24 protein-coding genes and 1 pseudogene are annotated in these 23,501 nt (G+C 71.2%); 14 read left to right on the top strand and 11 right to left on the bottom strand.

Annotated elements, in window-relative coordinates:
- Positions 1-86: 86 nt before the first annotated feature.
- From ABZ532_RS24340 to ABZ532_RS24330, 3 genes are all read left to right on the top strand, one after another.
- Entirely contained in the window at positions 87-368 is a 282-nt protein-coding gene (locus tag ABZ532_RS24340) for a DUF6400 family protein (RefSeq protein ID WP_361287504.1), read from the top strand.
- A complete protein-coding gene (locus ABZ532_RS24335) occupies positions 352-582 on the top strand; it encodes a hypothetical protein (protein WP_361287501.1) in 231 nt (76 codons plus the stop codon). Before ABZ532_RS24340 ends, ABZ532_RS24335 begins: the two co-directional genes overlap by 17 nt.
- 190 nt (positions 583-772) lie before the next feature.
- On the top strand, positions 773-2,068 hold the full coding sequence (locus ABZ532_RS24330; protein WP_361287498.1) for a S8 family serine peptidase: 1,296 nt from the start codon (positions 773-775) through the stop codon (positions 2,066-2,068).
- Positions 2,069-2,178: 110 nt separating this feature from the next.
- Here ABZ532_RS24330 and ABZ532_RS24325 read toward each other — a convergent pair whose 3' ends face one another.
- Positions 2,179-2,844: a hypothetical protein gene (locus ABZ532_RS24325; RefSeq protein WP_361287495.1), complete on the bottom strand. Its 666-nt coding sequence runs from the start codon at positions 2,842-2,844 to the stop codon at positions 2,179-2,181.
- A gap of 323 nt (positions 2,845-3,167) precedes the next feature.
- Between ABZ532_RS24325 and ABZ532_RS24320 the strand changes: the two genes are divergently transcribed.
- Both ABZ532_RS24320 and ABZ532_RS24315 read left to right on the top strand, forming a co-directional pair.
- The gene (locus ABZ532_RS24320; protein ID WP_361287492.1) at positions 3,168-3,320 is read left to right on the top strand and encodes a hypothetical protein; all 153 of its coding nucleotides are present in this window, start codon (positions 3,168-3,170) and stop codon (positions 3,318-3,320) included.
- Positions 3,317-3,496: a hypothetical protein gene (locus tag ABZ532_RS24315; protein ID WP_361287489.1), complete on the top strand. Its 180-nt coding sequence runs from the start codon at positions 3,317-3,319 to the stop codon at positions 3,494-3,496. The genes ABZ532_RS24320 and ABZ532_RS24315 overlap by 4 nt, the downstream gene beginning before the upstream one ends.
- Before the next feature lie 69 nt (positions 3,497-3,565).
- On the opposite strand, the gene ABZ532_RS24310 is transcribed toward ABZ532_RS24315, so the two are convergent.
- The gene (locus ABZ532_RS24310) at positions 3,566-4,864 is read right to left on the bottom strand and encodes an MFS transporter (RefSeq protein WP_361287486.1); all 1,299 of its coding nucleotides are present in this window, start codon (positions 4,862-4,864) and stop codon (positions 3,566-3,568) included.
- Between the two features lie 152 nt (positions 4,865-5,016).
- Between ABZ532_RS24310 and ABZ532_RS24305 the strand changes: the two genes are divergently transcribed.
- Positions 5,017-5,376 (top strand): UBP-type zinc finger domain-containing protein, encoded by a 360-nt coding sequence (locus ABZ532_RS24305; protein ID WP_361287483.1) that lies wholly within the window; start codon positions 5,017-5,019, stop codon positions 5,374-5,376.
- A gap of 15 nt (positions 5,377-5,391) precedes the next feature.
- Here ABZ532_RS24305 and ABZ532_RS24300 read toward each other — a convergent pair whose 3' ends face one another.
- A complete protein-coding gene (locus ABZ532_RS24300; protein WP_361287480.1) occupies positions 5,392-6,360 on the bottom strand; it encodes a bile acid:sodium symporter in 969 nt (322 codons plus the stop codon).
- Positions 6,361-6,546: 186 nt separating this feature from the next.
- Here ABZ532_RS24300 and ABZ532_RS24295 point away from each other — a divergent pair, with 186 nt between their 5' ends.
- Positions 6,547-7,299: a TSUP family transporter gene (locus ABZ532_RS24295; protein WP_361287476.1), complete on the top strand. Its 753-nt coding sequence runs from the start codon at positions 6,547-6,549 to the stop codon at positions 7,297-7,299.
- 58 nt (positions 7,300-7,357) lie between these two features.
- Here ABZ532_RS24295 and ABZ532_RS24290 read toward each other — a convergent pair whose 3' ends face one another.
- The 3 genes from ABZ532_RS24290 to ABZ532_RS24280 form a co-directional block, all read right to left on the bottom strand.
- Entirely contained in the window at positions 7,358-7,870 is a 513-nt protein-coding gene (locus ABZ532_RS24290; RefSeq protein WP_361287473.1) for a DUF4396 domain-containing protein, read from the bottom strand.
- A 171-nt stretch (positions 7,871-8,041) separates the two neighbouring features.
- Positions 8,042-8,695 carry a DUF305 domain-containing protein gene (locus tag ABZ532_RS24285; RefSeq protein ID WP_361287470.1) on the bottom strand — a complete coding sequence of 218 codons (654 nt, stop codon included), beginning with the start codon at positions 8,693-8,695 and terminating at the stop codon, positions 8,042-8,044.
- Between the two features lie 101 nt (positions 8,696-8,796).
- Positions 8,797-9,207, bottom strand: a complete 411-nt coding sequence (locus ABZ532_RS24280) for a DUF6153 family protein (RefSeq protein ID WP_361287467.1) — start codon at positions 9,205-9,207, stop codon at positions 8,797-8,799.
- 163 nt (positions 9,208-9,370) lie between these two features.
- Here ABZ532_RS24280 and ABZ532_RS24275 point away from each other — a divergent pair, with 163 nt between their 5' ends.
- The 4 genes from ABZ532_RS24275 to ABZ532_RS24260 all read left to right on the top strand — a co-directional run bounded on the left by ABZ532_RS24275 (position 9,371) and on the right by ABZ532_RS24260 (position 13,156).
- Positions 9,371-9,727, top strand: coding sequence for a hypothetical protein (locus ABZ532_RS24275; protein ID WP_361287464.1), 357 nt, complete (start codon positions 9,371-9,373; stop codon positions 9,725-9,727).
- Between the two features lie 150 nt (positions 9,728-9,877).
- Positions 9,878-11,116, top strand: coding sequence for a CHAT domain-containing protein (locus ABZ532_RS24270; RefSeq protein ID WP_361287461.1), 1,239 nt, complete (start codon positions 9,878-9,880; stop codon positions 11,114-11,116).
- A 27-nt stretch (positions 11,117-11,143) separates the two neighbouring features.
- Positions 11,144-11,653 carry a hypothetical protein gene (locus tag ABZ532_RS24265; protein WP_361287458.1) on the top strand — a complete coding sequence of 170 codons (510 nt, stop codon included), beginning with the start codon at positions 11,144-11,146 and terminating at the stop codon, positions 11,651-11,653.
- A 9-nt stretch (positions 11,654-11,662) separates the two neighbouring features.
- Positions 11,663-13,156, top strand: a complete 1,494-nt coding sequence (locus ABZ532_RS24260; RefSeq protein WP_361287455.1) for a hypothetical protein — start codon at positions 11,663-11,665, stop codon at positions 13,154-13,156.
- Here ABZ532_RS24260 and ABZ532_RS24255 read toward each other — a convergent pair.
- Positions 13,106-14,776, bottom strand: a complete 1,671-nt coding sequence (locus tag ABZ532_RS24255) for a hypothetical protein (protein WP_361287452.1) — start codon at positions 14,774-14,776, stop codon at positions 13,106-13,108. The two genes, ABZ532_RS24260 and ABZ532_RS24255, sit on opposite strands and share 51 nt — an antisense overlap.
- Before the next feature lie 136 nt (positions 14,777-14,912).
- Between ABZ532_RS24255 and ABZ532_RS24250 the strand changes: the two genes are divergently transcribed.
- The 3 genes from ABZ532_RS24250 to ABZ532_RS24240 all read left to right on the top strand — a co-directional run bounded on the left by ABZ532_RS24250 (position 14,913) and on the right by ABZ532_RS24240 (position 19,657).
- On the top strand, positions 14,913-16,850 hold the full coding sequence (locus ABZ532_RS24250) for a hypothetical protein (RefSeq protein WP_361287449.1): 1,938 nt from the start codon (positions 14,913-14,915) through the stop codon (positions 16,848-16,850).
- Between the two features lie 85 nt (positions 16,851-16,935).
- Positions 16,936-17,562, top strand: a complete 627-nt coding sequence (locus tag ABZ532_RS24245) for a hypothetical protein (protein WP_361287446.1) — start codon at positions 16,936-16,938, stop codon at positions 17,560-17,562.
- On the top strand, positions 17,549-19,657 hold the full coding sequence (locus tag ABZ532_RS24240; protein WP_361287443.1) for a M48 family metalloprotease: 2,109 nt from the start codon (positions 17,549-17,551) through the stop codon (positions 19,655-19,657). Before ABZ532_RS24245 ends, ABZ532_RS24240 begins: the two co-directional genes overlap by 14 nt.
- Before the next feature lie 28 nt (positions 19,658-19,685).
- On the opposite strand, the gene ABZ532_RS24235 is transcribed toward ABZ532_RS24240, so the two are convergent.
- The 4 genes and pseudogenes from ABZ532_RS24235 to ABZ532_RS24220 all read right to left on the bottom strand — a co-directional run.
- Entirely contained in the window at positions 19,686-20,627 is a 942-nt protein-coding gene (locus ABZ532_RS24235) for an ABC transporter permease (protein ID WP_361287440.1), read from the bottom strand.
- A complete protein-coding gene (locus ABZ532_RS24230; protein WP_361287437.1) occupies positions 20,614-21,408 on the bottom strand; it encodes an ABC transporter ATP-binding protein in 795 nt (264 codons plus the stop codon). Before ABZ532_RS24230 ends, ABZ532_RS24235 begins: the two co-directional genes overlap by 14 nt.
- 80 nt (positions 21,409-21,488) lie before the next feature.
- Positions 21,489-22,598: an aliphatic sulfonate ABC transporter substrate-binding protein gene (locus ABZ532_RS24225; RefSeq protein WP_361287434.1), complete on the bottom strand. Its 1,110-nt coding sequence runs from the start codon at positions 22,596-22,598 to the stop codon at positions 21,489-21,491.
- A gap of 117 nt (positions 22,599-22,715) precedes the next feature.
- Positions 22,716-23,501: pseudogene (locus ABZ532_RS24220) on the bottom strand (hypothetical protein); the annotation flags it as partial.

Genomic DNA, 23,501 nt, shown 5'->3' with positions numbered 1-23,501 from the left:
GCCCACTTAGGCCACCCTTCCCCCGGCACCCCGCCCTCTGGTACACGTGGCAGTCCCCCGACCCAGCACCGCTCGGAAGTCATGCCATGGACCAGGACCACGCCGCCGACCGCACCCCTGATCACATATCCTTCTCGATCGACCTGACCTTCGAAGAGGCCAGGCGGCGGGCCGAGGTCGTGGCCGCACTCGGCCCCGACTGGGACCCGGTGGCGGCACTCCGGGACGAGGAAGCGGCGTACTCCCTGCTCTACTCCGGACTCGACGCCGAGCAGCAGCGCACCTACGACGCGCTCGTGGCGGCCGGCGTACTGCCCGAAAGGCCCGGACGTCCCGGAGGGGAGCCCGGCCGTGCGGCTTCCCATTGACCCGCAGGCGGACATCGCCCGGCGCGCCTGGGTGCCCTGCCCGCGCTGCGACGACTCCCGTGACTGCGCACCGTGCGCCGAGCAGCGCAACTGCCGCGACCACTGGCGCTATCTGATCTCCAACAAGGGCACCGTCGTCCATCTCCAGTGCCCCGGCTGTACGCACATGTGGTCGCTCGACACGCGCCGCGGCGGTGGCACGCACAAGCGGTGAAGCGGCAGTGCTGTGACACGGCCACATGGAGGACATCGCTTCGGCGAAATCCGCACTCGCCGGATGTCGGGATGGTTCGCTGCGGCAACAACTGCTAGGCCTAGGGCGCTCAAGCGAATCGGACAATCGGGGATCAATCCCCGACTCGCCGCCGATTCGCTCCCACAGACTCGCCTTCGAAAGGTCCGGGATGCCCAAGCTCATCGGCGCCGCCCTCCTAGCCCTGGCCCTGGCGGCCGCTTCACCGACCTCCGCGACGGCCACCGCGTCCACATCGGCGGACACGTCCACGACAGCGGCGTTCACGACGGCCACACAGTCCGACCAGATCCCCGGCCGGTACATCGTGACCCTCAAGGACGCCGCCACCCAGGCGGACGCCACGGCCACGGTGAACGCGGCCGTCACCCAGGCGTACACCATGGGGGCCAGGGTGCGGCACGTGTACCGGCACGCCCTGCACGGCTACGCCGCCTCCATGAGCGCGAGCGCGGCGGCCGCGATCGCCGGCGATCCGCTGGTCCAGTCCGTCCAGCCCGAGCGGAGGGTACGCGCCCTCGCCCAGACGGTCCCCACCGGCGTGGACCGGGTGGAGGCCGACCTCAGCCCGACGGCCGCCATCGACGGCAAGGACACCCGGGTCAACGTCGATGTCGCGGTGATCGACACCGGTGTCGACGCGAACCACCCCGACCTGAACGTCTACAAGGCGGGCGCCAAGAACTGCTGGTTCCCCCAGCTTCCCGTCCTCGACATGCACGGCCACGGCACCCATGTCGCGGGCATCGTCGGCGCCCTGGACAACAACACCGGGGTCGTCGGCGTGGCACCAGGTGCCCGGATCTGGCCGGTCCAGGTGCTCAACCCGCTCGGCATGGGCACCGACGCGGATGTCATCTGCGGCATCGACTACGTGACACAGCACGCCGACCAGATCGACGTCGTCAACATGAGCCTCGGCGGGGGCGGCAGCGACGACGGCAAGTGCGGCACGGCCAACAACGACGCGATGCACAAGGCCATCTGCGCCTCCGTCGCCGCCGGCGTGACCTATGTGGTCGCGGCGGCCAACGACCACGCCGACGCCAAGAACACCACCCCCGCCGCGTACGACGAAGTGATCACCGTCAGCGCCCTGGCCGACTTCGACGGCAAGTCCGGAGGGCTCGGCAAGGCCAGCTGCCGCACCGACCGGGACGACACCTTCGCGGACTTCTCCAACTACGGCGCGGACATCGATCTGATCGCGCCGGGTGTGTGCATCCGCTCCACCTTCAGGAACGGCGGCTACTCGGTCCTGTCCGGCACCTCGATGGCCGCGCCGCACGTCGCGGGTGGAGCCGCCCTCTACAAGGCGACCCATCCCGGCGCGTCACCCGCCGCCGTCAAGGCGGCGCTGATCGCGGCCGGTGGCACGGACTGGCTCTGGCCGTCCGAGGACGGCGACGGCACCAAGGAGCCGCTGCTGAGGCTGCGCGGCTTCTGATTCCGGCCTCTGACCAGCAGTCACCGTGACAGATGGGCGACCCCGTGAGCAGGGCTTCAAAGGCCCGCCCACGGGGTCGCCGCGTCACAGCTGCTTACGGCTTACGGGGGCTACGACACGGTGGCGCAGACGGCCCAGGCCGTGTAGGTGATGGTGGTGCCCAGTTCGTTCTCCGCAACGACTCTCCACGCGTTGTCAGCAGAGGGCCACGACGCCATCAGGATGAGGTCGTCGCCGAAGCCGTTGCTCTGGGGTCCGCCGCCGGTCACCACCTGACCGGCATTCGGGCAGGTCACCGTGATGTCGCACTGGGTGTCGTCGGCGCAGCTCTGGGCGTTGGACACCCTCGCGAACGTGATGTCAGTAGCACCGGTGGCACCGGTCGGGCCCGTGTCGCCCGTCGGGCCCGTCGGACCCGTGTCGCCCGTCGGGCCCGTCGGACCCGTGTCACCGGTCGGGCCCGTGTCGCCCTGGAGCCCCGTCTCACCGGTGGCTCCTGTCGGCCCGGTGGGACCGGTCGGACCCGTGGGTCCGGTCGCGCCCCTGCATTTGTCCCAGCCGCCCAGGACGCTCTCGAGAGCCTTGCCCTCGGGGTAGCCGTCACACCGGTCCGAGCCCGGCCCCGGCCCCACGGACAACCGGCCCGCCGTCGGGTGAACATGAGGGGCTGCCAGCGCGGGAGTCGCCAGAGTCAGCAGAGCCGTCGAGGCCATGAGGCTCCCGGTCAGCACCTTGGTGTAGCCGGGGAGGCGACCACGTCGCGGTCCAGCACGCATGAGTGACCTACTTCCATCGTCGATTTTCCTGGGAAACGGCGAACCACAACTTGAGCCGCCAAGGCAATATTTGGCGAATGCCCCGCTGTGCGCAGGGTGGGAGCAGCCAAACGGGGTCCTGCTCCCCCGACCCGGGTTGAGGCCGGCTCCCGCGTCCTCCCACATGCCCACGCCGCGACCTGCGGCCGTTCGAGCGGCTCAGGCAGCATTTCGACACCCTGAAGAAAGCACCGACAAGGAAAAGGGGAATGCCCAGACAAGCAGAATGATTCCTAGCGAGGACACAAATAAAACAAACGAAGTTTTCACGCAAATTCAGCCCTATGGAGAACGACGTCGTCCGGATCGTCGAGACCAGCACGGACACCGTGCTGGTGCCGACCATCGCCGTGGGCGACGCTCCCATCGGGGTCGTCATGATCCCGAACGGCACCAAGGCGTATGTGGCCAACAGCGCGACGGCACCGCCTCCGTGATCGACACCACGACGGACACAGCCGACGCCACCCAGCTGACGATCGGCGGCACGCCTTCAGGTGGTTCGGCCTCCCCCCACACCACCGTCACCTGGAACCCCACCCTCGACATCGCCGTTCCCGCGGCGGCCGTCGCCGGCACCTGCACCGGAGTCATCACCCGCTCCGTCGCCTGACGCGCGGCCATCAGCAGACACAGGTCGCCGCCGCGAACCCCGCGGCGGCGGCCTCGCGCTGTCCACCGGTCACGGGGTCGGCTGCCGGGCGTCGTAGCGTACGAACCCCCGGCTGCGCAGGCCGAGCAGACCGATCGCCAGCACGCAGGCGAGCCCGCCCCCCGTGATGGCTGCGGCCGGGGAGGTGAGGTCGGCGACGGAGCCGGCGAGGAAGTCCCCGAGCCGGGGACCACCGGCGACGACCACGATGAACACACCCTGGAGCCGTCCGCGCAGCTCATCCGGCACGGCGGCCTGGAGCATGGTGCTCCGGTACACCATGGACACGGTGTCGGCGTAGCCCGCGAGCGCAAGGAAGAGCAGCCCGAGCCACAGGTTGCGGGTCAGCCCGAAGGCGGCGATCGCCGCACCCCAGCACGCGACGGCCAGCAGGATCGCCACCCCGTGCCGTCTGATCCGCCCCTGCCAGCCGGAGAGCACCCCGCCCAGCAGCGCCCCGACGGCCGGGGCCGCGACGAGCAGTCCGGTGGTGCGGGCGTCACCGCCGTACCAGAGAAGGGCGATCGCGGGGAACAGTGCACGCGGCTGCGCCAGGATCATCGCGCAGAAGTCCGAGAAGAACGTCATCCGGACATTGGGCCGGGTGGCCAGGAAGCGCAGTCCGTCGAGCACGGACGCCCGCTTCGCCCGGTCACCCCCGTGACCGGTGCCGCGGTCGGGCAGCATCGCGGGCAGCCGCCACATCGCGTACAGCGCCGCCCAGAAGGTGGCCGCGTCCACGAGGTACGCGGCCTGGTAGCCCCCGTATCCCACGATCAGCCCGCCGAGCATCGGCCCGAGGAGCATCCCGGAGGTCATGGTCATGGAGTTGAGGGCGTTGGCGGCCGGCAGGTGCTCGGGCGGCAGCAGGCGCGGAATCATCGCGCTGCGGGCGGGCGCGTTGAGCGCGGCGCAGACGGATTGCAGCGCGACCACCGCGTAGAGGAACCAGACCCGGTGGAAGCCCGCGAACGCGGCGGTGGCCAGCGCCGCCGACAGCACGGCCAGGCCGGCCGCACTGGCGAGACCCAGCTTGCGCCGGTCGAGGGTGTCGGCGACGGCACCGCCGTACAGACCGAAGACGATCAGCGGGACGAGCGAGAAGAGCCCGACGAGGCCGACCGAGAAGGTCGAGCGGGTGATCTCGTACACCTGGAGCGAGATCGCCAGGGTGGTCATGCCCTGCCCGATCCAGGAGACCGTGTTGCCGAACCACAGCCGCCTGTAGTCCGCAGATACGCGCAGGGGCGTCAGATCCGCGAGGATACGGCGGCGGCCGGGGGACGATTCGGGTGTGGGGGCGGGGCGGGGGGCGCCGGTTGTGGTCATGCGGCGGCGGGTATGGGCGGCATGGACCGCAGTATAGGGGCCCCGATTACTTAGACCCTTACAGATATGAGCCGAACCAGCCCCCCGGCCGTACGATGGGCAAGGTGTGATCCGCGAGCCTCGTCCCCGTGCTCGTCAGGGAGGCAACTGCCATGGCACACGACCCCGGCCGGATCCCGGGCATCGACCCATCCGCGGCTCCCAGCGGCACCGGCTGTGCCGAGTGCACGGCCGGTGGAGGCTGGTGGTTCCATCTGCGCCGGTGTGCCGAGTGCGGACACATCGGCTGCTGCGACTCGTCCCCCGAGCAGCATGCGACGAGGCACGCACGCGACACGGGGCACCCGTTCCTGACCAGTTTCGAGCCGGGCGAGGACTGGTTCTGGAACGTCGAGACGGAGCAGTACTACGAGGGCCCTCCGCTGCCACCGCCCACCGCCCACCCGGACTCCCAGCCCGTCCCGGGCCCGGAAGGCAGGGTCCCCGCGGACTGGCAGCGGCAACTCAACTGAGGCCCCGCACCCGGTTCACCGGACCAGGCGCGGCACGAGCCGTACGTATCCCACCAGCCCGATGACCTCGACGAGGGTCTGGGCGACGATGACCACCGCGGCGACGGCCAACTGGTCCGGCAGGGCGAGAGCGAGCGGCAGGACCACCAGGGAGTTGCGGGTCGCGCCGCTGAAGACGACCGCCCGGGAGGCGGGGGTGTCCAGCCGGAAGAGGGCGGCCACGGCCCGCCCGGCGAAGACCATGACCGCCAGGAACAGTACGTAGAAGGGCACCACGGCTGCGATGTCGGCCAGGCTCCCTTCGAGCTCGGGCGTCTGCGAGGCGACGACGACCAGGAGGGTCCCCGCCATCAGCGGCACCATCGTCGCGGTCGCCGCTTCGGACACCTTCCGCCCCGCGGGCCGCCCGGCCGCCCACAGCTGGGTGACCCAGGCAAGCGCCAGCGGGATGACGATCAGGAACAGGAAAGCCTCAAGGAACGGGCCGACTTCGACGATGCCGGCCAGCTCCGAGCCCATGAAGAGGTAGAGGTACAGCGGCAGCAGCACCATCTGGACCAACAGCAGCAGGGGCGTCGCGGCGAGCAGCCGGCGGCTGCTGCCGCCCGCGAGCCCGGTGAAGACGATCACGTAGTCCACGCACGGACACAGCAGAACCAGCAGCACGCCCAGGCGGAGGGCCCGGTCGGCCGGGAGGAACGCGAACATCGCGGCGACCACGAGCGGCACGACGAGGAAGTTCACGACCAGGGCGGCCGACAGGAACCTGCCGTCGCGCAGTGAGCGGACCAGTTCAGCGGCCGGCACCTGGAGGAACGTCACATACAGCAGTGCGCCGAGAACGGGACTGATGGCGCGCTCCAGCCCCGGTCCGAGCCCCGGTGCCGTCCAGCCGAGCAGGGCACCGGTCGCGATGGCGCCCAGATAGACCGCGACCTGGTGCCGCTCCATCCGCCCGACCAGACCATGCGGGTCCTGTGACACGGCGGTGGCTCCTTGCTGTGATCGGCTGCGCTGTCCCCGTTCATTCTGGCAATCGACGGACGGGGCCCCTCGCGTCGAACGAATATCGCACTCTCGTAGGGTCGTTCTCGCCCTGGCCCGAGGCCGCCGGGTGAACCAGAGCAGCTCCGACGAGAGAACGGGACGCCCCCCTTGGACGCCATAGGTGTGACCAGCCTGCTGACCGCCGCGACGGCCGCCGGATGGATCGACGCCGTGGTCGGAGGCGGCGGGCTCGTCCTGATACCCGCCCTGATGATGGCCTTTCCGCAGCTGCCCCCGGCGCTGGCGCTCGGGACCAACAAGCTCACCGCCATCACCGGAACGACGGTCGCCGCGGTGACCTACGCCCGGCGCACGAAACTGGACCGCTCCATCGCCTTCCCGGCAGCGGCCCTCGCCGTCCCGGCCGCCGGTTTCGGTGCCCTCTCGGCGTCCAGCCTTCCCGCCGACTGGTTCCGCCCCCTCATCATGGCCCTGCTCATCGCGGTGGCGGCCTTCGTCACCCTGCGGCCGGGCTTCGGCGCCGTGCAGGAGACCGAACTCGTCAGCAGGCGCCGCAAGTTCGCCGTCATCGCGGCCGCGGGCTGCGGAATCGGCTTCTACGACGGTGTGTTCGGGCCCGGCACCGGCACCTTCCTCATCATGATGTTCACCAGCCTGCTGTCCCTGGAGTTCCTCCAGAGTTCGGCCCTGGCCAAGGTGGTGAACGTGGGCACCAACACCGGCGCCCTCACGGTGTTCGCCGTCCAGGGCCAGGTGCTGTGGATGCTCGGTGCGGGAATGGCCGTGTGCAACATCGTCGGCGCGGCGCTTGGCGCGCGGATGGCGCTGCGCCGCGGTTCCGGATTCGTGCGTACCGTGCTGCTCGTGGTGGTGACGGGCATGGTCGTGAAGCTCTGCTTCGACCAGTTCGGCTGAGCCGCGGCGGCCCAGCGGCTCCGCGGTCAGTGATGGGCGGCTCGGTGATGCGCGCGGCTCAGTGGTGGGCAAGGGCGTGGCCCTTGCCGCGACCGATCATCCACTTGTTCACCGGGGTGGTGACCACGAACGCGACGGCGAAGCCGCCCAGCAGCGAGGACCAGAACAGGCCCTCGGTGAGGTGGGCGTCCATCGCGCCGGGGACGAGGGCGATGATGCCGTTGTCGACCAGTTCCATCACGGCGATCGAGACGGTGTCGGCGGCCAGGGCGACCTTGATGGCGGCCTTGAAGTCCAGACCGGCACGGCGCACCGCGAACAGGGTGAACGAGTAGCCGAAGACGAACGCCAGGACGATCGCCAGGATCATCGTGGGCACGTTGCCCCACATCAGGGCCGTGCCGATGACCATGCCGAGGATCTCGCCGATGGCGCAGCCGGTGAGGCAGTGCAGCGTCGCCTTCGCCGCGGTGCCCCAGGAGGCGGGGCCGCGGCCGTGCGCGCCCTGAGGCGCGTGCCCGTGGTGTGCGCCTTCCGCCGTCGCTGCGCCGGTGTGAGCGGTGTGGTCCATGACGCGTCTCCCTCTCCGATTCCAGTGTGACCCGGCTGAGCGGCCCTCCGCCTGCCCGCAACCATATACCCCCCAGGGTATTCCCCTCGGGTGCGGAAAGGTGCGGGGCGAGGCGCTGTCAGCACCCCGCCCCAGGCAGCAACAGCCGGGTACGGCTCGGATGCGAAGCGGTCAGCTCAGGCCGAGCAGCCTGTTCATCCGGGTGATCTCGGCCGTCTGAGAGGTGACGATGCCGCCGGCCATCTTCCTGGCGGGACCGTACGTGCCCTCGGCCTGCTCGGTCCTGGCCATCGTCACCGCGCCCTCATGGTGCTCGACCATCAGCCTCATGAAGGCGGTGTCGAACGCCGCGCCGGAGGACTTCCCGAGCTCGGCCATCTCCTCGTCCGTCATCATCCCGCCGGATCCGCCCCCGGAGTGCCGGGAACTCTGCGCGTGCGGGGAGTGGTCCATGGCGCCACCGGCGGGCACCTGCTCGCCCCAGGCGGTCAGCCACCCGGACAGCGTCTCGATCTCCGGGTCCTGGGCCTTCCTGATCTCCTCGGCGAGTTCCTTCACCTCGGTCGACTCGGCCCGGGTGGCAGCGAGCCCGGCCATCTCCACGGCCTGGCGGTGGTGCGGGATCATGCCCTGGGCGAAGGCGACGTCAGCGTCTCCGTGCGAACCCGGGGCGGCGGTGGCGGATGCGGCCGACGGCGCCGGGGAGTGACCGGCGTGTCCGGCCGACCCCTGGCCGTTGGATCCGCAGGCCGCGAGTACGAGGGCGGCGGCGCCGGCTGCCGTCGCGGCGACGGCGCGGCGGATGAGGCAGCGGTGTGTGCTCATGGTGGTGCAACTCCTTGAGAACCTTCAGAAGGCGGGAAAGAGAACGCACGGAGGCACGCCACATCCGGCCCCGGACCGGGGCCGGTGACGCGCGGGGCGCTCTAGATCCGCAGGAGTTGTAGTTCCGCGAGGTCGGGCGGAGCCCGGCCGGTCGCCGTCACGCCACCGCAGCGGCCGTGCCGCAGGGCCGCCGGCACGGTGCCCCCGCAGGCTGGGGACAGGGCCGGTGGTGCGTACGAGGCGCTCGTGCCACCAGCGGCGCAGGTCGCGTCGGCATGGTCCGCGTGCCCGTCCGCCGCACCGCCCCGGACGGCGCGCCCGCAGTGATCGACGCCGTGACCGGCGACGGCACCGTGCCGGGCGTGCATGCCCGAATGCGCGGTGGGGGTGGCGGTGGTCGACGGCCCCGGGGCCAGACCGTGCATCGCCAGCAATCCGGCCAGCACGGCCAGGACCAGCAGCAGCCCGCGCACCGCCGGACGGCGGCTCGACTGCGGCAGGCTGCTGGTCACGGCGGCATCGTAGCCCAGGTACCTGTGCCCCCACTGGCGACCGGGTCGCCCGCGTCCCACTCCCGTCACCGGTACGGCGGCCGAGCGATCATGTGTTGCCCGGATGCAGAGAATATGACGAAATGTCACTGTCCAGTGCGGCCCATGAGGGCCACCAGGCTTCGTGGGAGGACTCAGTGGCACCCTGCCGGCCGGCCTGACGGCCGCCAGCCTCTCCGGCGCCGGCTGGACCTGCGTCCTCGACAGCCTCACCTGCACCCGCACCGATGTCCTCGACTCCGGCGCGAGCTACCCACCGCTCACCCTCACGGTCGACATCGCATCGAACGCGCCGAAGCAGGTCACCAACACCGCCGCCATCACCGGCGGAGGCACCACCGCCACCAGCAGCATCGGCACCGCTACCACCACCGTCAAGCACGCGGCTACCAGGCCCACCCCCAAGCCGAAGCCCCCGCACCACGACCGCCCCGACCACGGGCGGCCCGGCCACGGCCGACACCAGCCCGGGCCGAGGTAACCGGCACCATGGCTCCCCGGGCCCCGGCCCGAGGAGCACCTGCCCCGCAGCCCGCCCCGCCACCGGGACGAATCCCGTGAAGCGCCCGCGTACCGGGCCCGGAGTCGCCATGATGGTGGGCGCGCGGGCTACGCAAGGGGGGCGAGGCAGGTGGAACACACGCCCGGGAGGATGCTCCTGGCGGAGTACTTCCTGACGGACAGCCAGGCCGTCATCATGATCGCCGGTCCGGAGGACACCGAGCCCGAGCTGGTCACCGTGCCGCACACGCTGGCGCGGGTCCGGGCCCTGGTGGAGAAGCTCAGCGGGATGTTCGAGTCGGCGCCGCGGCGGGCCGAGGCGCTGGAGGAGGCTTCGGAGCTGCTGGACGATCCGCTGCTCGCGGATCTGGTGGAGCCGGTCGCCGACCGGCTGGGGCCGGGTGACCGGGTGTGGCTGGTGCCGCATGACGCACTGCACCGCGTGCCGCTGCACGCCGTGGGCCCCGGGCTCGGGGGGCATTCCGTCGCCTACGCGCCGAGTGCGTCGGTGCTGCGGCACTGCCGGAACAACCGGGGTGGCGGCGGGCGGCGTCAGGCGCTGGTGGTCTCGGACCCGGCGGGTGGGCCCGCGCTGACGGTCGGGGCCGCGCAGGCGGAGCTGCTGACCGGGCTGTTCAAGACCGAGACCCTCAGCGGCGAGGACGCCGTCGGTGACGCGCTGGCCCGCCACGTCGGTGCCGCCGACATCCTGCACATCAGCGCGCACGGCGTGTTCGACGCGGCGGCTCCGATGCGTTCGGGTGTGATGCTCGCCGACGGTCTGTTCACCGCCGAGCGCTTCCTCAAGCTCGAACTGTCCGGGACACTGGTGGTGCTGGCCGCCTGCCGGACGGGGGTCGCCGCTGTGCGGCCGGGCGACGAGTTGCTCGGGCTCGTGCGCTCGGTGCTCCACGCGGGCGCACCTGCCGTGCTGGTCAGCCTGTGGACGGTCGACGAGCTGGCGACCACGGTGCTGTTCCGCCAGTTCTACGACCGTCTCGCTTCGGGCGAGCCCGCCATCGACGCACTCCGCTCGGCGCAGGAACGGCTCCGAGCGACGACCGCGGGCGATGTGCTGGCCTATCTCGCCTCGGTCCAGGCGATGGCGACCAGGAGCCATGCGGCGGCCCGGCTGCTGGTGGCCGAGGCCCGGATCCGGCTGATGGCCGGCGACTTCACCGGGGCGGCGGCCGCCTGTGACACGGCCCTCAGGACGCCCGCCGGGCCGCCCGCGGTGCGCAGGAGCGCTCAGGGGATCAGGCAGCGGGCGTTGCTGCACCACGGGCAGGCGTCGCCGGACTTCGACCGCATGGTCTACGCCCACCCGTACTACTGGGCCGCTTTCGTGCTCATCGGCGACTGGTACTAGGAGGAACGCAGACGTGAGGTACGAGACGTGAGGACCGCTGCGGAACTCATGACGACCACCGGCTACCGCACGGCGAGCATCCGGCAGGCCCCGGCCGACGCACCCGACACGGTCGTCGTGCTCGACGAGGTGGGGGACCCTCGCTGGGTGGTGGGCCCGTCCGGCCGCGGGCCGGCGGTCGAGATCGGCGCGGACGCGCCGGTCAGCGGGCTCTCCGCGCTGCCCGGCGTACTCGAACTGGTCAACGACGGCCTTCCGGCCCTGCTCGTGGTGGACGGGGGGCGGCTGATCGGCCTGCTGGACGCCGCGAGGATCAGGGCCGAGCTCCTGCGGGCACTGGAGGCGGACGGCGACGCCATCGGCACGGTCCTGGACGGCGACTGGGAGCTCTGCGGGGCCTTCGCGGCGCCCGTCGGACTCATCCGGGTCAGATGCCAGGTGTGCGGAACCATCGCCGAGGTGGAGGAGTACCCGATATCCGGGACGCCCTGTCCCGGCGACCAGGGCCATCTGCTCGGCGACACCCTGACGGGGTGACGGGGCCGTATGGGCGGGCTCTTCGACGGCGCGGTCGCGATGCTCGACCGGCGTCAGCTCACCTCGGTATGGCTGCCGTTGACGGCGTTCCTCGCCGCGCTGGCCGCGGTCGCGGCCGCGGGCGCCGGCTGGTCGAGGACCCTGGCGTGGTGGAACGGACTCACCGGGGAGAATCGGCTGCTCGTCGTGCTCGGTCTTGTGCTGCTCACTGTGCTCGTGGGCCAGCTCCTCGCCGTCGCTCGCCCCGTCCTGACGCGCTGCTACGCGGGCCACTGGCCGGACCTCCGCCCGCTGCGTCCGCTGCGCACCGCGCTGCTCGTCCGTCATCTCGCGGCACAGCGTGCCCGGCGGGCGGACGACCCGGGGGTGTTCCTCACCTATCCGCGTACCGCGCAGCGGACCCTGCCGACCCGGCTCGGCAATGTGCTGCGCGCCGCCGAGGAGCACGGCGACCGGTACGGGCTGGACGCGGTGACCGTATGGCCGCGGCTCTACACCGTGCTGCCGGACCCGTTCCTCGTGTCGTTCGCCCAGGCCGCGACGGCCATGCAGGCGGGCGTGATGGTCAGCTTCCTGGGTGCGGTGTTCGCCGTCGCGGGCGGGACGCTGGCCGTCCTGGTGCTGCCGGGCGCCGGGGCCGCGTGCTGTGTCTGGGGCGGCGCCGCGGTCGCGGTCCTCGGCTACCGGGGGGCGGTGCGGGCCGCCCGGCCGTATGCCCAGCTCATCCGTGCCGCCTTCGACGTGCACCGTCTTCTGCTGATCGAGGCGATGCGGTTGCGGCTGCCGACCGGTCCGGGCGAGGAACGCGCCCAGTGGGAGCAGCTCACCAAGCTCTGGTACCGGGGCGCCCCCGACTACGACCGGGTTCAGGCGCTGCGCTATCCGGCGTCCGATGCGCCCTCCCCGGAACCGGTCCCCGCCACCCCCGTCCCGGTGCCTGCCGCCCCCGTTCCGGTCCCCGCCGGCCCTGCGGCCGTGACCCCCGCGCGGGTCACGGCACCTCCACCGCCTACGGGACGGTCGATACCGGTCCGGTCGCTGCTGGCCTGCCTGGTCGTCCTGGCCGGAGTGGCCGCGGCGGGTGCCGGCCAGGCGCTGGGGACGGACGACCACGTCCGCGCGACACGTGATCTTCCGGCGTTCCATGTGCTGGTCCCGGACGACCTGCGGGGCGGTGACACGAACCGGCTCAGGGGGCGCTACACCGTGAAGCCCATGGCGAAGGGCGCGACCCTGCACCCGTCCGTGCTCGGGCCCCGGCTCAGCACGGCGCTGGCCGGACGGGTGGCTCTGACGGTGCCGGTGCCGGGCGACGCCGCTGCCGGCGTGCGGCGAGGGCAGACGGTGAGCCTGCGGACCGCGAAGGGCACCTTCAGCGTGCTCGTGCTGGACAGCTCTCCCGACCGGAAGTCCCTTGCCGTCGCCGTGCCCTCCACCGAACTCGACGCGTTGTCACGAGGCCTCGACGCGGGGCCGGTCCGCCTGGTGCTGCCACTCGGCTGACAGGGCCCGCAGGCCATCGCGTACCCGCTCGTCCAGCAAGTCCCAGCCGGGATCGGGCAGATCGGACCGGACGCGCGCCCGCTCCCGCGTCGCGTCCGCAGCCCGCCCGAGCCCGGACTCCAGCACGTACCCGGCCGCGGCACGGCACAGGGACTCCTCGGCGGGCAGGCCGAGCGCCTTGTAGCGGAGGGCGGCCTCGCGCCATCCGCGCAGGGCGTCACCCCATTCCCCGGCGAAGGTCACCACAAGCGCCTTCGTCAGGACGAGTTCGGCCTCGACCACCGACCGGGCCGCCGCCAGCGGCTCCCGCGCGGCGACGGGCACACGCGGGGCGACCTCCTCGTCCACCAGCGCCAGTGCCTCGGTGGCCAGCGCGGTCCAGCGCAGCGCGGCGAGACCGGTCAGCGGCTTCCTCAGCACGGGATCCCTGTTCACCTTCAGGTTCACGACCGTGCTCTGACCGGGTACGAAACCGCCGCGCGCCGCGTACACGGCCATCCCGAGATACCGCCGTACGAGCCGGAAGTCGGCCGTACCGGGCGTCCTCAGGAACCCGTCGTACAGCCATGGGCCGAGGAAGTTGTTCAGCCGGTACTCGGTCGCCTGCTGGATCATGAACGCTGCGAAACGGTCCACCATCCGCCCCGGTGCCGGCCGGTCCACGAGGCACACGACAACCGCCTCCGCCATCAGCAGCGGCGCCAGGGCTTCCGCCGTGCCCTGCGAGGGATGGAACACCACAACCGCCCAGAAGGGGAACAGCCAGTGGGCGGTCAGCGCCCGCAACCGCCCCGGCCAGACCGCGCGGACCGCGAGCACGGCGGCGCAGATCAGCAGCCCGCCCGGCCAGCCGGTGAGGAAGCCGGTCGCGGACCACCGCGAGGCGAACCAGCCGCCCACGGGCCCAGCCGCCACCAGGACCGCCACCGCGTTGCCCGACGTCATGAGGAACCGGTGGCTACGGATGCCCCAGCGATGCTCGTGCCGTACGGCCCTGTCCAGCATGGTCAGCTGAGTGGTGAGCGCCGCCGCGCACGCCGCCATGGCCAGTCCGTGCAGGCCGTCACTGCCCTGGGTGCCCACCACGACCATCGGCGCGGCCGCCGTGAGCAGCATCGCGCAGCTCCAGAAGCGGTCGATGGGCAACGGCGGCCGGGTGAACGGGCCGTACCGTGAGATGCGTACGAGAGCCGCCTGCGGGGACCGCCATCGCTCCGGCACACAGTGCGCCAGGCGTATCCCGTAGCCGGCCAGTACGGGCAGGGCGACCCAGGCCAGCGGCCCCGGGCCGGAGCCCAGCAGCACCCCCGCGAGGGCGACACCGCACACGACCTCCGGCCAGCCCGCGAGACCGGCGGCCATACCGAGCGCGGCCAGCACCGGCCCTGGCAGATCGCGGCCCTGCCAGACGAGTACGGCTCCCGCGAGTACGTGCAGCAGGGCAGCGGCCGTCAGCCGCGGGTGACGGCCCGTGGGGACCTCGGCGATCTCCTCGAAGGCCGCATTCACGCTCCCGCGCCTGCGCCTGCGTACGCGCCACTCGATCTTCCAGCAGGCGTATCCGAGCACAACGATCACGAGGCAGAGCTGGCCCGTCGACAGGGACACTGGTATCAGCACCCCGCACAGTGTGACGTCCCGCGCACACGGGCAAGCGGCATTCGGAGAAGTTCGCCGAAGTCGAGGAAGTACACCGAAGGTCATGGAAAACCGGATATCCCGGTTTTGGCCCGACGTGTTCCCCCACGATGGCCGCATGGGTCTGTTACGCCTGCCGCTCGTGGTCTACCCCTGGTTCACCTGGCTCGTCGTCCTGGAGGCGATCACGGCGGCCCGGCACGGCTCCGCCGTCCCCGGCGCGCTGCTGATCGGACCGGCGGTGCTGATCGGGCTCATGATCCAGCTCGACGTCTGGTCGGCGCGGGTGCTGAGCCCCCTGGAACGGGCCCGCATGCTCTGCTGGCTGGACGGCCGGAGTGTGGTGTTCGCTCATCTCACCGTACTGGTCGCCGGGGCGTACCTCCCGACGATCGTGGAGTTCTGGCACCGGCACTCCTGGCTGGGGCGGTACGAGATCGTGCTGGCCCTGCTCCTGGCCGCGTACGCCTACCTGCCGGGCTATGCGGCCGTGTCCCGGGTCCCGCTGCTCGGGACACTCTGTGCCGTCCTCGACACGCTCTTCCTCCGCAAGGGTCTGATGGTGTTCCTCCTCGGCGTCGCCTCGGGAGACCCCGGCATCGCATGGTTCGCGGCCTGGCTGGTGGCCTTTCAGCTCCTGGTCCAGCTCCACCAGCTCTTCGTCAGCACGGTCCAGCCGCTGTGGGTGTTCCGCAGGGCCGACGCGCACCGCTACTTCGCCGGCACCCCCGCCCACCGGCGCAGGGTCGCGGACCTGTGGCTCGAGGAGGACGTGCGCGGGGAGGCGTTCCCGCATCTGTATCTCGTGCACTCGCTCTGCGACGAGGCCGTGGCCGTGGCCCAGGACAAGGACCCGCACCCCGGTATGGCCCGCTACCTGAAGGGCGACAAACGCGCCGGCCAGGCCGCCAGGTCCTGGCTGAACGCGGCGTCGGAGCTGCTCGCGCAGGCACGGCGGGCGCTTCCCGACCAACCCGAGCCGGCCCAGCGGCGGGCCCTGGATCTGGCCGAAGCCCACATCATCCGCTTCCGTGTCCATCTGGACGTGAGCCGCGGCCGTCAGGATCGGGCGCTCAAAGAACAGCGCAAGGTACGCGAATTGTGGTCCCGGCACGGTCTGCACAACCTCAGCGCGAACAACCTGTGCGTCGAGCTCACCGGCGCCCGCGCCGAGGGAACCAAGCCGGTGGTGCCCGAACGGGCCCTCGCGGAGCTGGAGCAGCATCTCGAACGACCGGGGCTGGTGCCGTACGTCCGCTGCTCACTGCTGCTGCTGGCCGCCGAGTACGCCATGCTGACCGGCGACAGCGAGCGGGCGCAGTCGATGCGCGCACTGCGGCACCAACTGGTCATCCACCGCTCGGACTTCCACGTGCTCAACCGCGAGCAGCGCGCCGCCGGGATGCCCGCCTTCAAACCCGTCCGGTACCGGCTGACCCTCGCCTCACTCGAAGCCCTGGACGCCCGCACCCGGGGAACCGCCCTGGTGCCGGACGATGCCGCCCGTCCCCCGCGGATCCTCCTGTCCGAACTGCCGGGCGGTCAGGCGGGCGCGCAGGCGGCGGCCGGGCTGCGGATGTGGCTGGACGGCCGGCCCGCCGGGGCCGCCGAGCTGCTGAGCGAGGCGGTGGAGCTGCTCCAGCGCGACGGCTTCCACTCCGACGCCTTCAACGTGCTCGTCCAACTCGGCACCGCTCAGCGCTCGATCGACCCCGGAGCCGCGTACGCCACCCTCACCCGGGCCCTGCGGCTCCAGCAGCGCCTGCGACTGGGCCTGAACAGCAGTGGTCTGCGCCTCGCGACCGGTGCCACCACGGAACAACTCACCCGCACCCTGACGGACCTCCTCCTGCGTACGCTGCCGGGCCCCGCGCAACCCGGTCTGACCGTCTTCGAGCTGGCCGAGCTGTCACGCTCCCGGGTCCTGCTCGACCAGCTCGGGAAACTCAGTCGGGCGGGCACGCAGCCCACCGCCCAGCCCATCACGTACCCGGCCCTCAGGGATCTCCTGACCGAGGCCAGTACACACACATCAGCGATGAATCCATCGATCTAAGTACCACTTTCGATCATTTTCGATCCATCCGCTACAGAAGGTCATTCGCTCTCTACGCTGTGGAAGCTGACGACATGGGGGGAACATGTTTCTGTCGCGCAAGACGAAGAATCCGCGGCCCGTGGTGCCGCTTCCCGACTCCGAAGCCGACGGCTGGGTCATCCTCGAAAGTGCGGGGCGCGGGGTCTTCGCGGTGATGTGCCGCGATGCGCACATGGACAGCATGGACGACGCGGACAGCACGGACTACGAGGAGCTGTTCGAGGAGTTCCGCGACGACCCGCAGTCCGTACTGCGGCCCGCGGTCAGCACTCCCGTGGCCTCCGGCATCATCGTGTCCGCCGCGCTGCTGTACGTCCTTCCCCTGACGGCCTGGCTGTTGAAGGTGGCCGCCGAACGCGCCGCGGGCCAGGCCGTGGACGCCCTCGGCAACGCCACCCGCGCAAAACTCGGACACCTCCTCAGGCGCCGCCGCGACGACGGAGCACCCGAGGACGCCCCGGACACCGCAGCCGGGCCGGGCACGGACGCCGTGCCGGACGCCGGCGCAGGGCCGGACGCCCTGGACGCGGACGAGGAGCGGGCAGTCCTCACCGCGCTGACGGCCTACGCCGAGAGCCTCGGCGCCGATGCCGCCGAGGCCCGCGAAGTGTCCGAGGCGATCATCAGGTTCCTGCGCGGCCGCGGAGGCGGGTCCAGTGACGGTCGGTGAGACCCGGGAGGCGGCCACCCCGGTGGGGGAGGCGGGGAGCACCGAGGCGCCCGCACCCCGGACCGGCCCGCTGTCACCCACCGGCGCCCGCTATGTCCTGCTGATCGTCACCCTGGTACTCGCCGGCGCCTTCGCGGGCCAGGTGGTCCACGGCCTGGTGCTCGGACAGTCCTGGGGCGCGGCCGCGCAGCAGTGCATCACGGATTCCGGGCGGCTCTTCCCCGACTCCGTCCGGGAACAGACGGAGTACCAGCTGCGCTGCATGGGTCCGCTGCAACGCCGGCAGGCCCTGGTCTCCCTGGCGGGGTCGGCGGCGGTGCTGCTGCTCGGGGCGGCGGGTCTGTGGTTGCTCCCGCGCCGTCTGATGCGCAGGGTCGCACGCAAGACCGCGTCCGCGCGCTGGCAGTCGCTCGCGCGCGGGGTCGCCGCCGAGACCGGCGTCAGGCACGCACCGCGAGTGGTGTGGGGCACGGGCAGTGTGCGGCAGGCGTTCACGCTCGGTCACGGAAGGCGCTCCCGGATCATCCTGCCGCGGGGAATGCTCCTGCTGCGCGGCGAGGGGGCGGAGGCGATCATCCGGCATGAGATCGGGCACATCACCGCGGGCGACGTCACCTTGGTGTGGCTCACCCGAGGTGTGTGGTGGGCGCTCGTCCCCGTGCTCCTGACGGCGCCGCTGGTGGCCGCGGTGCAGGGCTGGCGATGGGCGGACACGAGCCCCTTGGGGATGCTCGCCGAGCCCTTCTGGGCGGAGTACGGCACAAGGGCCCTGGTCCTGGTGGTGATCGCGGTACTCGTCGCCCAGATGATCATGCGGTCGCGTGAACACGAGGCGGATCTGGCCGCCGCGGGCGGCCGGTCGCTCGCCCCCTGGGAGGCTCTGCTCGACGAGGCGGGGCCGTCCGTCCGCGGACCGCTCGGTGCGGCGCGTGCCGACCATCCGACCCACCGGCGCCGTCTGGCCGTGCTCCGCGACCCGCGCGCGTGGCTGCGCCCGACCGTCCTGGACACCCTTGTCGTCGGCCTGCTCGCCGCCGTGCTCCTGGACTCCGTGGACGGCCTCGCGACCCTCGTCCTGTTCGGAACGACCTGGAACGCGGCACCCGTCGGGGCCATGACCGCCGGTCTGCTCCTGGCCGTCGGCTGGGGCGTCGCGGTGTGGCGCGACGCCCTCGCCCGGCAGGGCGGCACCACAGCCCCGCCACTGCTCCACCTCGTGCTGGGCCTGAGTGCGGGGGCCGGGCTGATGGTGCGCCTCCAGGGGACGGGTACCTCGGCGGACGGCCCCATGCGCGGATGGCCGCTGCTCATCGTCCTCCCCGCGGCCGTCGTGGGGGCAGCGGCACTGAGTGCCGCGTTCGCGCGACTCTGGAGCGGCACAAGGGTGCGGGGCCAGTTGACCGTGGTCGTCGTCAACACACTGCTGTTCGGCGGGGCGTTGTGGACCGCGATGGACTTCTGCACCTACCTGCAGGGGTTCTCCGTGCCGAACGCGGCCCTGTTCGCCGGTCCCTACTCACCTTCAGGCGCCTACAGGGCCGTCGCGGTGGCGGTGATCGCCGTGGCGACCGTGTGGTCCGTGATTCGCAGCACCCGTCGGTACGGGCCCCACTGGCTCCCCGCGCTGGCGGTCGCCACAGCCACTGTCGCCGCCACGGCCACCCGTCTGATGTCCCAGTCGTCCGCGACGGCGGCCGGTGATCCGACCGTCGCCTGGCGACTCGACGCCTTGACCGCAGTGTGTGCCGGAGCCGTCTGCGCCCTCAGCCTCCTCGTGCTCCGCGGCTCCGAAGGCCTCGGCCATGCCCTCTACGCCGCGCCCGTGGCCACCCTCCTCACGGCGACGGCGCTGTGGGCGGCCCACTTCGGTTCCTGGGGCCACCCCTTCGAGGTCTGGGCCACCCTGCACATCGAGTCCTCCCTGTCCGGCCTCACCGTCGCCCTTCTCGTCCTGGCCGTGCCCGGGGGCCTTGTCCCTTCGTGGGCCTCACGTCACCGCGCCGTACCCGTCGTCGCCGTGAGCCTCACGGCGATCACGGCTGCCGCCGCCGTGCTGGTGCTCCAGCACTCCGGGGACGCGTTGCTGGTCCGGTAGCGTCCCCGCTCGGTTCTCGTGCGTTCCGTCAGCTCCGGGCGAGGAGACCGCGGCTGCGCAGCACCCAGCGTTCCAGCGGGCTGAAGACCAGCAGGTCGATGGTGACGCCGACGATCAGGATGAGGGTGATGGCGAGGAACACCCCGGGCATGTCGATGTTGTTGCGGCCGTTCTCCAGCAACTGGCCGAGTCCCAAGCCCAGTTCGGGAGAGGAGGCGATGATCTCGGCGGCCATCAGGGAGCGCCAGGAGAAGGCCCAGCCCTGCTTCAGTCCAGCCAGGTAGCCCGGCAGCGCGGCGGGCATCACGATGTGCCAGGTGCCCTTCAGTCCGGTGGCGCCGAGGGTCCGTCCGGCCCGCAGGAACAGCGGCGGCACCTGGTCCACGCCCGACACCAGGCCGTTGGCGATGGACGGCACGGCACCGAGCAGGATCACCGCGTACATCATCGAGTCGTTGAGGCCGAGCCACAGCACGGCGGGCGGCACCCAGGCCACCGAGGGCAGAGTCTGCAGTCCGGAAAGAACCGGGCGGACCGCGGCACGGATGAACCTCACCCGGGCGACGACCAGACCGAGCGGTGTGCCGATGGCCAGAGCGAGCAGGAAGCCGAGCAGACCGCGCGACACACTGGTCCAGATGACATCCAGCAGGGTGCCCTGAAACCACATCTCGCGGAGGCCGGCCCAAACGGCCGACGGCGATGGCAACCTGTCCGCGGTGGTCAGCTGCGAGGAGACGAGAAGCTGCCAGCCGGCCAGCACCAGCGTGATCGCCAGGGCCGGCGGCAGCACCTTGCCCACCAGCACCTGGCGTACGGGGGTGCGATGGGCCTGGACGGTGTCGAGCGCGTCCAGACCCGCTTCGAGACCGGCAAGGTCGTCGGTGTCCGCTGCCACCTTCCCTGTCGGCCCAGTTGTTTCGGCTGCCTCGGCTGCCTCGGTTCGCTCAACTGTCTCAGTGCTGGCCATGGCGGCGGATCTCCCCACGGAGTTGTTCGGTGATCTCGACGGAGAGCTCGGCGACGGCGGAGTCCTCGATGCGGCGGGGTTGGGGGATGTCGACGGTCCATTGGTGGGCGACGCGGCCGGGGCGTGAGGAGAGCAGTACGACGCGTTGGGCGAGGCGTACGGCTTCGCGCACGTTGTGGGTGACGAAGAGGACGGAGACGTTGGTCTCGCGCCAGATGCGGGTGAGTTCTTCGTGGAGTACGTCGCGGGTGATCGCGTCGAGTGCGGCGAAGGGTTCGTCCATGAGCAGGAGGTCGCTGTCCTGGGCGAGTGCGCGGGCCAGTGCGACGCGCTGGCGCATGCCGCCGGAGAGTTCGTGGACGCGTTTGCGGTGGGCGCCGGCGAGGCGGACGAGTCCGAGCAGCCGTTCGGCTTCGTCGCGGCGTTCGGTTTTGGGTACCCCGCGCAGTCGCAGGGCGAGTTCGATGTTCTTGCCGGCGGTGAGCCAGGGGAAGAGGGCGTGTTCCTGGAACATCAGGGCGGGTCGGCCGCCGGGGGTCTCGATGGTTCCTGTGGTGGGGCGGTCGAGGCCGGCGACGAGGTTGAGCAGGGTGGACTTTCCGCACCCGGAGGCTCCCAGGAGGGTGACGAACTCGCCGGGTGCGACGTCGAGGCTGATGTCGTCCAGGACGAGCTGTGGTCCGGCCGGTCCTGTGAAGGACTTCGAGACGTGCGCGATACGGGCGGCGTGCGGCACCACCGTGGTGGTGTCGTCGGCGGCCTTGGCGAGCGTGGTGGCCATGGTCGTCACCTCCTGGGAGCGGAGTGGTTCGGTCGTACGGGACGGGAACGGGTGCGGGACGGGAGTCGGCAGGGGCGCCGTCACCTGGCGCCGAGTCCGGCGTCGGACGCCTCGGGCCGGCCTTCGGCCTTCAGCACCTTGTTCAGCAGCGTCAGGTCGTAGATGCCACCCAGATCGGGCTTGTCCAGCAGACCGGTGCCAACGGCGTACGCGGCCTGGGTCTTCAAGGTCGAGGCCAGCGGGTCGTCGGTGGTCTGGATGGACTTCCAGGCCGGGTCGATGACTTCGGGCTTCAGCTCCTTCCCGCTGAGCTCCTTCAGCGCGGCGTTGGCCGATGCCTTGGCCTGGTCCGGGTTGGCCTTGATCCAGGTGTTGGTCCTCACCGTGCCGCGCAGCACGGCCTCGACCACGTCCGGGTGCTCCTTGAGGAAGCTCCGCGACACGATGATGTTGGTGATCACGAACTTCCTGTCCGGCCACAGCGAGGTCTCGTCCAGCAGCACCTTGCCGCCCTCGGAGACCAGCTTGGACGCGGTCGGCTCCGGCACCCAGGCACCGTCGATGGAGCCGGACTTGTAGGCATCGGGCGTCACCTTGTTGTCCGTGCGGACCACCGACACATCGCCCTTGCCGCTCTCCGCGTCGACCTTCCAGCCCTTCTCGGAGACCCAGTTGAGGAACGCGACGTCCTGGGTGTTCCCCTTCTGGGGAGTGGCGATCCTCTTGCCCTTGACGTCGTCCAGGGTCTTGATCGTGTCCGGGTTGACCACCAGCTTCACCCCGCCCGACGCGGAACCGGAGATGATCCGCAGGTTGCCGCCCCGGGACTTGGCGTAGCCGTTGACCGACGGCGACGGGCCGATGAAGCCGATGTCGAGGGAGCCGCCGTTCAGGGCCTCGATCTCGGAGGGACCGGCGTTGAAGGTCTGCGGCTTGATCGCGGTACCGCCCAGCTCCTTCTGGATCAGGCCTTCCTGGATGCCGACCAGGGCGGTGGCATGCGTCAGGTTGGGGAAGTAGCCGATGCGGACCGTGTCCGCGGAGAGCTTCCTGCCCTCGGCGGCGGTCCTTTCCGTGGTGTCGTCCTTGGCCTGGGAGCCGTAGCCGCAGGCGGTGAGGGCCACGGCCAGCAGCGGAAGGGCGGCAGCGGCGGCGACACCGCGGCGCAGGGTGAAGCGGGGTGCGGACAAGATGGTTCCTCTCGTCAGCCCGGACGGCGGCTACGGCTTCCGGCTGTGCGGCGCGCGGTGCGCGGTGCGCGGTCGCAGTGGGGACGGTGGCGGTGGGGGACGGTGGCGGTGGGGCGGTCAGAAGTCCCAGCCGTCGTCGTCCGTGGTGGGCGTTGTTCGGGTGGTGGCGAAGGATTCGCCTGCCATTCCGGCCGCGAGTGTGGTGCCGTCGGCCGGGTCGATCAGCAGGAAGGAGCCGGTGCGGCGGGAGTCGGCGTAGGAGTCGAGGGCGAGGGGTTCGGCGGTGCGGACCCGTACCCGGCCGATGTCGTTGGCCACCAGCTGCCCGGGTGCCGGGTGCTGGGAGAGGTCGTCGAGTGTCAGTTTCGACGGGATGTCCTTGACGATGGCCTTGACCGTGCGGGTGGTGTGCTTGAGCAGCACCCGCTGACCGACCGTGAGCGGCTGGTCTGCGACATGGCAGACGGTCGCTTCCACGTCCTGGGTGGTGGCGGGGGCGTCACCGGTCGGTACGACGATGTCGCCGCGTGAGATGTCGATGTCGTCCTCCAGCAGGAGGGTCACCGACTGCGGGGTCCAGGCGACATCCACCGGGGTACCGAGCAGGCTGATCCCGGCGATCTTCGAGGTCTGGCCCGAGGGGAGCACGGTCACGCTCTCGCCGACCCGGAAGGTCCCGGCCGCGATCTGGCCCGCATAGCCCCGGTAGTCGGGATGCTCGGCGGTCTGCGGCCGGATCACGTACTGCACCGGGAAACGGCCGCGGCCGGGAGCCCCCGACTCCGAAGCCAGGAGGAGGGACGGATCGTGGCTGACCGGCACGGTCTCCAGGTGCTCGAGCACGGTGGGGCCGCCGTACCAGTCCATGTTCGCCGAGGCGTCCACGACGTTGTCACCGGTGAG

The organism is Streptomyces sp. NPDC019396, from assembly GCF_040632375.1.
In the GTDB taxonomy this organism is placed as follows: domain Bacteria; phylum Actinomycetota; class Actinomycetes; order Streptomycetales; family Streptomycetaceae; genus Streptomyces.
Note: the sequence above shows the minus strand (reverse complement) of the source record. Positions and strands in the feature narration are given on the sequence as shown.